Source organism: Plebeiibacterium sediminum (assembly GCF_026013605.1).
GTDB classification, from domain to species: domain Bacteria; phylum Bacteroidota; class Bacteroidia; order Bacteroidales; family Marinilabiliaceae; genus Saccharicrinis; species Saccharicrinis sediminus.
In genome coordinates, this window is sequence record NZ_JAPDPJ010000125.1 from 1 (window position 1) to 6,621 (window position 6,621).

8 protein-coding genes are annotated in these 6,621 nt (G+C 28.7%); all 8 read right to left on the bottom strand.

The genetic code is table 11. From position 1 onward, the window contains the following. Positions 1 to 193: 193 nt before the first annotated feature. The 8 genes from OM075_RS24000 to OM075_RS24035 all read right to left on the bottom strand — a co-directional run bounded on the left by OM075_RS24000 (position 194) and on the right by OM075_RS24035 (position 6,072). Positions 194 to 727 (bottom strand): hypothetical protein, encoded by a 534-nt coding sequence (locus OM075_RS24000; protein WP_301193099.1) that lies wholly within the window; start codon positions 725 to 727, stop codon positions 194 to 196. Between the two features lie 296 nt (positions 728 to 1,023). Next, a complete protein-coding gene (locus OM075_RS24005; protein WP_301193100.1) occupies positions 1,024 to 1,530 on the bottom strand; it encodes a hypothetical protein in 507 nt (168 codons plus the stop codon). Positions 1,531 to 1,687: 157 nt separating this feature from the next. Beyond that, the gene (locus tag OM075_RS24010) at positions 1,688 to 2,386 is read right to left on the bottom strand and encodes a hypothetical protein (protein WP_301193101.1); all 699 of its coding nucleotides are present in this window, start codon (positions 2,384 to 2,386) and stop codon (positions 1,688 to 1,690) included. Between the two features lie 10 nt (positions 2,387 to 2,396). Continuing rightward, positions 2,397 to 2,678, bottom strand: a complete 282-nt coding sequence (locus OM075_RS24015) for a DUF7678 domain-containing protein (protein WP_301193102.1) — start codon at positions 2,676 to 2,678, stop codon at positions 2,397 to 2,399. 44 nt (positions 2,679 to 2,722) lie between these two features. Beyond that, positions 2,723 to 2,950, bottom strand: a complete 228-nt coding sequence (locus OM075_RS24020; protein WP_301193103.1) for a hypothetical protein — start codon at positions 2,948 to 2,950, stop codon at positions 2,723 to 2,725. Between the two features lie 97 nt (positions 2,951 to 3,047). Next, the gene (locus OM075_RS24025) at positions 3,048 to 4,289 is read right to left on the bottom strand and encodes an erythromycin esterase family protein (protein ID WP_301193104.1); all 1,242 of its coding nucleotides are present in this window, start codon (positions 4,287 to 4,289) and stop codon (positions 3,048 to 3,050) included. A 371-nt stretch (positions 4,290 to 4,660) separates the two neighbouring features. Beyond that, positions 4,661 to 5,089 (bottom strand): hypothetical protein, encoded by a 429-nt coding sequence (locus OM075_RS24030; protein WP_301193105.1) that lies wholly within the window; start codon positions 5,087 to 5,089, stop codon positions 4,661 to 4,663. Between the two features lie 581 nt (positions 5,090 to 5,670). Continuing rightward, the gene (locus OM075_RS24035; protein ID WP_301193106.1) at positions 5,671 to 6,072 is read right to left on the bottom strand and encodes a GFA family protein; all 402 of its coding nucleotides are present in this window, start codon (positions 6,070 to 6,072) and stop codon (positions 5,671 to 5,673) included. Positions 6,073 to 6,621 lie beyond the last annotated feature (549 nt).

Here is a 6,621-nt window from a genome sequence, read left to right on the forward strand (position 1 = left end):
ATAAAGCTTTTGAGAATTGGTTTTAAGAAAAAAGATAATTTAATTTGAATAATCTAAATCAATCAGACAGAGTTATACTTACATATCCAAAAAAAATGATTTAATTTACCTATTAACTTCTACATGTGGCATATATCCGATAAAACCCTCCTTTTATGAGACTATTTTTATCTTAGAATTCGTCTGTAACATGTTATTCTTTATGATTATCAACGTCCCACCAAATCACATTCTCAAAGTTATTATTCTCAAATTTCTCTACAGTTTGAAATATTAATTCGAAACAAGGATTCGGGGGCGATTCCCAATTGTAATCAGAAGGATTAAACATTTGTCTTATTAAAAGTTTATAGAACCCATTTTTCAACTCGATTATTAAATCAGAATTCTCATTTGAAGGAATTTTTTCACTTTCAAATTGAGCCACCATTGTCAAGTCTGTATAATTTGCCAACCACAAATTTTCATTGGTAACTTTTATAAAAGTAATTGTTTCGCGGTAACTTTTAGTTTGGGAAGGCTTATCTACAATATGAATACTCATAAAATTAGGTTCACCTGTCGACCAAATTGCACAATTTCCAAAATTGGTTTGATTCTTAAATCTACCTAGTACTTCATCAAGTTCCCAATCTTCATCAACAAATCCTTGATACAGATTGTCATTAATAATTCCGATAAAACCTGAATCATCAGATATCTCTAATTCTTGTTTTATATCAGTCACTTTTTGATTGTTTTTAGTTTTACATGATGATCCGAAGACAACTAAAACTGTTATATAAATAATGCACTCGTTTAAACTCATTTCCAGATAGAATTTTTGTGTCTTTCATAGAAATTTTTCTACCATTTATTTGCTCCAAAATCTTCATAGTTTCTTTGTCCTATGAATTAATGATTTATTGGACAATGATTTGGTAATAAATATAAAAAAATAACGACTCGTTAATCGAATTCTAAGATAAAGAATTACTAGTACCAACAAAGTAGTTCACGGAATTCTCCTTTTGTGAGACTTTTTTATAATAAGAATCTTCTACCTTCCTGATAAATTTTCTCAACCTTAATTAATCCATTCTTATTTAATTCCAAATTAAAATTACTGCTGTTAACCTCAAACTTAAACGGAAGATAAAAAACAATATTCCTATCTGTTGTTGTTGCATTTAGAATAATCTTAGAACATTTATTTATAGCATTCATAACAGATCTTCCTAGCAAGATATCACTATTTCTTTCGATTACACATGTAACATTAAGCTCTTTCCGATTTACACTTATTTTAGCAACAACAAGTCCGCCAACTCTGTTTTCATAACACTTTTTGGGGTATTCTATATTTTCATATATTTTATGAAAAACATTCTCCTCTTCATATGCTGATAAATACGTTAGGTCCTCAATATTAATTTTATAAATGGTATCTACTATTAAAATTCCTTCTGGATTATATAAGGATGAACTTTGTGAGTTTATAAATGCAGAATAAAAAAACAAAGTGATTATAATAAGTAATGCTTTTTTCATCTTTTAATTATTTGGTGAATCTTATCATAAATGTAAGTAAGTATGAACATTCCTTTTTGCTGCAATTCATATTTTGAAAAACTCGGCCTATTTATCTAATCTGCGTTTTCTGAGTCTGTTTTTATCTTAGAATTAGATTAGCAAAAGTTATTTGTAGTTATTCTTTTATAATATATTTAATAAAGTCATTACCGAAACTGGTTATTGTTAAATAAGGTAAATTTTTATCTCCATCTCCAGTTAGTAATGCTCCTGATTTACGCACTATATTTTTGAATACTAAATCTCCAATTGCAATTAAATTCAATTTTTCAAGGTCATTTATTATCATTTGATATGAGTTATCAGGTATCATTTCTGACATTGAATCTTTTTTTAGAATTTCTTTTATCTCTGTAAAAATTTTTTTATCCTTTATTTCTGTTGCATATTTCTCAATTAGCCTTAAAAAATATAGATGAGATATTGTCAAGCTATCAATTAAACGAGTGAAAATAAGTTTTGAATCAAAAGCTAAATAACTATTAAAATTATTTATTAAAGCATTCTTTAATAACTGATGTTTTTCTTCCTGATGTGTTTTAGAAGCTATAGTCACACTTTCTTTAAGTAAAGAAATAAATTCTTCATCTGCTAGTAAGTTTTCTCTCGATATGATGTTTTCCTCTAATTCAATAATTGCCTTATAAATATTTTCACACCAAATCTCAAATCGTTTTTGATGTGAAGATGGCAACGCAAAATCAATTAATGGATTTATAAATCCTCCAGATAATGTTTTAACACAAGAATTAATGTACTCATGAATTTGATTTGATAGGTCTTTAGTTGGCGGTTTGATTTCTTCTTTGTTCATATATAGTGCGTTATTTGAGTCTACTTTTCAATAATCTCATTACTTGATTATAATACTTAATATTTTCTTCCGATGGCTTTTTTATCCATTTCTTGTCATATATGAGTAAATAGTTTTGTTTAAATCTACCATATATTTCAAGTTTTATTACTTTTCCTTTATTTATACCATAGCTTCCGTTAGTTTTATTAACTATTGCTTCAAAAGCAAATGTATTTCCGATTCTACCGGATATATTTTTACCTTTTGACAATATGGAATCTACTTTTATTACAACTTCTTTTTGCTTCATAACATTATTTTTGTGCCTGAAGTATATATTAAGTTATTATGGAACTATATTTTGGGATTAACGAAATGAAGATACTCACAAAAGAAAGCTCCACTAAAACCTTTTAGATGTACACATTCTTGTCCTCCTTTATCAAGATAGCTATCTGTAAGACATTCCCACAATTTACCTTTATATTGTTCTAATCGAGATTCACAACAACTATGCATAACCACCATATTACCTTTTTGAAAGGTATTGGTTTTGTTCTGGTTAATATATTCTTGTGTCATTTATAATTAATTATTGTTTGGTTTCCGTTCCGGTTGCGTTTTGTGAGACTACTAATCTTTAATTCGATTAGCGATAGTTGTTTTTAGTCCATTCACTTTAATGATAATGAATCAATCTTTCATTTTTTAAATAGAAAAGTCCATCAACAACTTCAGGGATTTTCATTTTTCTTGTCGAGGCCCCAAACATGTTCACCTGAGTTAGTCCTTTTTCTTCTATTAATTTTTGCACTTCCTCTTTTCTAAGTGGCACAAAAGCATATTCTTTGTCAGTTGTTCCCGCAATATATTTTTCAATACTGTTCTTTTTTGTAGTAATTTTTCGTTTCATTAATCCCAACGCTCCATCAACACCAGCTTTTCCTTGAAAGGGCAAAAATGCAATGGCATAATATTGCTTACCGAAGGCTTTTTTTAGATAAGTTCCCATTACTTTTTCATTGATTTTGGGATTGTTATAATATTTGATACTCGTCAAATCATTTGCAATGTGATAGGTTGCTGCCCAGAGAATTAATTTCGAATTATTTTTTTGTTGGTAGAACAAGACATTTTGAGCCATCTGAAAATCCCGGTTACTACCGTTGTAATTCGTTCGGTAAATTGTTTGAAAATTGTCTACAATTTGTTTCCAGAAAGCATAATAATCCACATCTTGCTTAACATCTTTTAGTCGAATCCGTAGATCATTAAATGTGTCATATAATAGCAAGGTATCAGCGATAGCTGCCTTTTTAAAAGAATAGGCCCCCATCACCACCCGATGCAACGCACTATAAACAGTTGAATCCAATTGTTCGTTTGGACTTGGTATTAACCTTTGGACAAATGCTTTAAAGTTTTCTTCAATAGCTCCGATTCCGAAGTTTCGAAAACAATTTGAATCGAAACCCACACAAGTTAAAGGTCTGTTTGTTTTTTGAGTCTCAACAATATAATTAAATAGCTCATCCATTTCCTCTATATTCCAAACCCCAGATATGTTACCAAAGAAATCTTTAGCGGTCAACGTTCCTTTTTGGAGCATATTGTTTAAGATAGCCATTTCATACATTGGCGATTCAAAGGCAAGTGTATCAAAGCCACATTGTTTGTGGAGGTATTTTACCATCTTTGTTTTAGCCACCATTGTATTACCACTCATGTGTGAGGCTTCTCCCAAGGCAACAACCTTAACATTTTTTATCTCGTTCCTGAAAAAGTCCAATTCTTCAAAAGTTGCATGAACATAGTCTGAATCAACAATAGGGACTGCAATTGATTGCGAATTCGTAGATTTTATTCCAACGGTTAATAGGACTAGTAATAGTATCGCTTTTATTCTTTTTATTAGGAACATGGTGCTTTTTTACAATTATCGCTAACTTATTTATAAACGATTGACAAATTCTTAAATATAATGCGTAATAACGGTATATTATCAAATTTCAATAGATAAATTTCCATTTTCATGGATCTATCCCTTTTATACTCCTTTTGTGAGACTATTTATAATATGAGTAAGTTTGCTTAATTTCGTTAATTCGTTATTTAAGGAAATCGTTAATTTGTTACTTTTTATTGAAGGGGGAAGTAACTATATATTCTTATTCAAAGATTCGAAATAGCATGTAATATTAATAGTGTGTTATAACGTAAACTTAGTGAGAAATTACATCCAGAATCTATTATTAATCTGATAGATATGGCTTTATGTAATATTTTTGGAGGCTAATTAGAAACCTTCTCAGCAGCATCAAGCAGTTCTATGAAAGTATTATAGTCCATTGTAGAGTCAAGTAAGTAAAAAGCTTTCTTAAGTGTTGAACAATAATAACGATTGTCATTCAATTCTAAAACTAATAAATGAGTAAGGGCTGTTATTATTGGTTGTGAAACTATCCATACAATACTCTTATGATTATTTACTTGATATTCAGCGTTGTAAATTTTAGATAATTGGCTGATATAATTAATACTAAATTTAGGTTTACAATTTTCATCTATGATAATAATCAAATATTGTATTTTTGAGTAATCAGGGTCATTATTATAATCTTTATTTAATGATTCAATATCTTCAGGGTACAAAAAATCAGATTGTAGTTTCACTACAGCAAATTGATGCTTGGTATACATCCTATAAAAATTTCCATTCATACTAATTGTTCAAATATTCAATTCTGGAACAAATATATTTATTAAACAGTTATTTGACAAAACGACAACAGATATATTGTCCGAAAGACGTTCTATTTATTTAGAAAGGAAATTAGTTGAGGGTTAAAAAAATAAAGCAATCGCTTTGATATATTGAGATATCTTTATTTTGGTTTTTCACTAGTTTATCTTCAGATTCCTTTGTCTTCATTTATAGATGTCTGAAATTAAACATATCTATCATTTATTAATAGCGCTGAATATTAATGTTATACAATCTATTCTTAATATGGTACAATAATGGATCTATTAGATTTGATTTTTCATAAAAAATAATACTTTTGCATCAGGGTTAGGTTTGGTTAAAAATTAAATGCCATTGTATTATTCAGTATATAGTGGCTTTTCTTTTTTCATTATTTTTCATTTGATTTTACTTTATTAAAAACTGCGTTTTTAGAAACTGTTTTCATTTTAGAATTAGATAGTGCATTGTTTTTTTTAAAACTTAACTTTTATATTAATCTCCATTAAGTTTTTTATCGTAGTCTATTTGTATCCAAATACTGGAGCAAATCTTTTTATTCTGGAAAGCGTCCAAATTTATTTATTTCATCCAACGAATCTTCCCAGCTTGCTTTGCTTGAGAAAAAAATATGTGCATTAGGTCGTTTTTCTAATTTTGTATCTAAACATCCTGCCGGAACTACTAAAAGTTTACCGTCCATTTGTAAATTGGGCAGAGCTGAACCACAATTTGTACAAAAGGCTTTCACATGATTACTCTTATGCGGTTGAAATATTTTAATTTTCGTTTCTGTTTTTATCCATTCAAGTTTAGCTGTGGTGGAAAACAAATTTGCAGCATGAGCAGACCCAGTGTCTTTCCTACAATATCTGCAATGGCATAAATAAAAGCTATTAAAGTCACCTATTACTTTAAATTTAATTCCTTTGCACAAACAAGAACCCAAGTATTCCATTTGATAAGTCCCTTTTTAAAATTATGATTTTATTTTAAATCCATTTTCTAGTATTTTAAATTTTTTTTGCGTTCACTTTCCAATCTTTTCTTTAACCAGACGCATCTCTATGTAAAATTAAGCACAACATATTTAAAAATAGATTCAATAATTTTTATAACATAAACTCATAAATATAATAAGTAATCACGGCATATCATTAAGTTTCTATTTTTATATTTCATTTACCTATTTTGAAAATTTCTTATAATCAACATTAAAGAAGTGAGTAGTTTTATCATACAGATATTCCATTTATCACTCCTTTTGTGAGACCCTTCTTTTAAGCGAGCAATTGTTTCTTTAGATTTGCAATTAGCAAACTAACGTAATTAATATCCATATTCTGCAGTAAATGATAGCTTTGTTGTTCAAGATTAGATTTATTAGAGATTAAAAAAGCCACTATCAGAACGTTTGACAGTGGCTTTTTACTGTATAATTTTTATTAGCTTTATAAGGAAATACTTGTTCCTATAAAGAAACCTTGCCTACTGACATTGTCATCGT

Coding starts and splice junctions, on each gene's coding strand:
- OM075_RS24030 (WP_301193105.1), bottom strand. CDS start 5,089: ATGAATGGAAATTTTTATAGGATGTATACCAAGCATCAATTTGCTGTA.
- OM075_RS24005 (WP_301193100.1), bottom strand. CDS start 1,530: ATGAAAAAAGCATTACTTATTATAATCACTTTGTTTTTTTATTCTGCA.
- OM075_RS24010 (WP_301193101.1), bottom strand. CDS start 2,386: ATGAACAAAGAAGAAATCAAACCGCCAACTAAAGACCTATCAAATCAA.
- OM075_RS24015 (WP_301193102.1), bottom strand. CDS start 2,678: ATGAAGCAAAAAGAAGTTGTAATAAAAGTAGATTCCATATTGTCAAAA.
- OM075_RS24035 (WP_301193106.1), bottom strand. CDS start 6,072: ATGGAATACTTGGGTTCTTGTTTGTGCAAAGGAATTAAATTTAAAGTA.
- OM075_RS24020 (WP_301193103.1), bottom strand. CDS start 2,950: ATGACACAAGAATATATTAACCAGAACAAAACCAATACCTTTCAAAAA.
- OM075_RS24025 (WP_301193104.1), bottom strand. CDS start 4,289: ATGTTCCTAATAAAAAGAATAAAAGCGATACTATTACTAGTCCTATTA.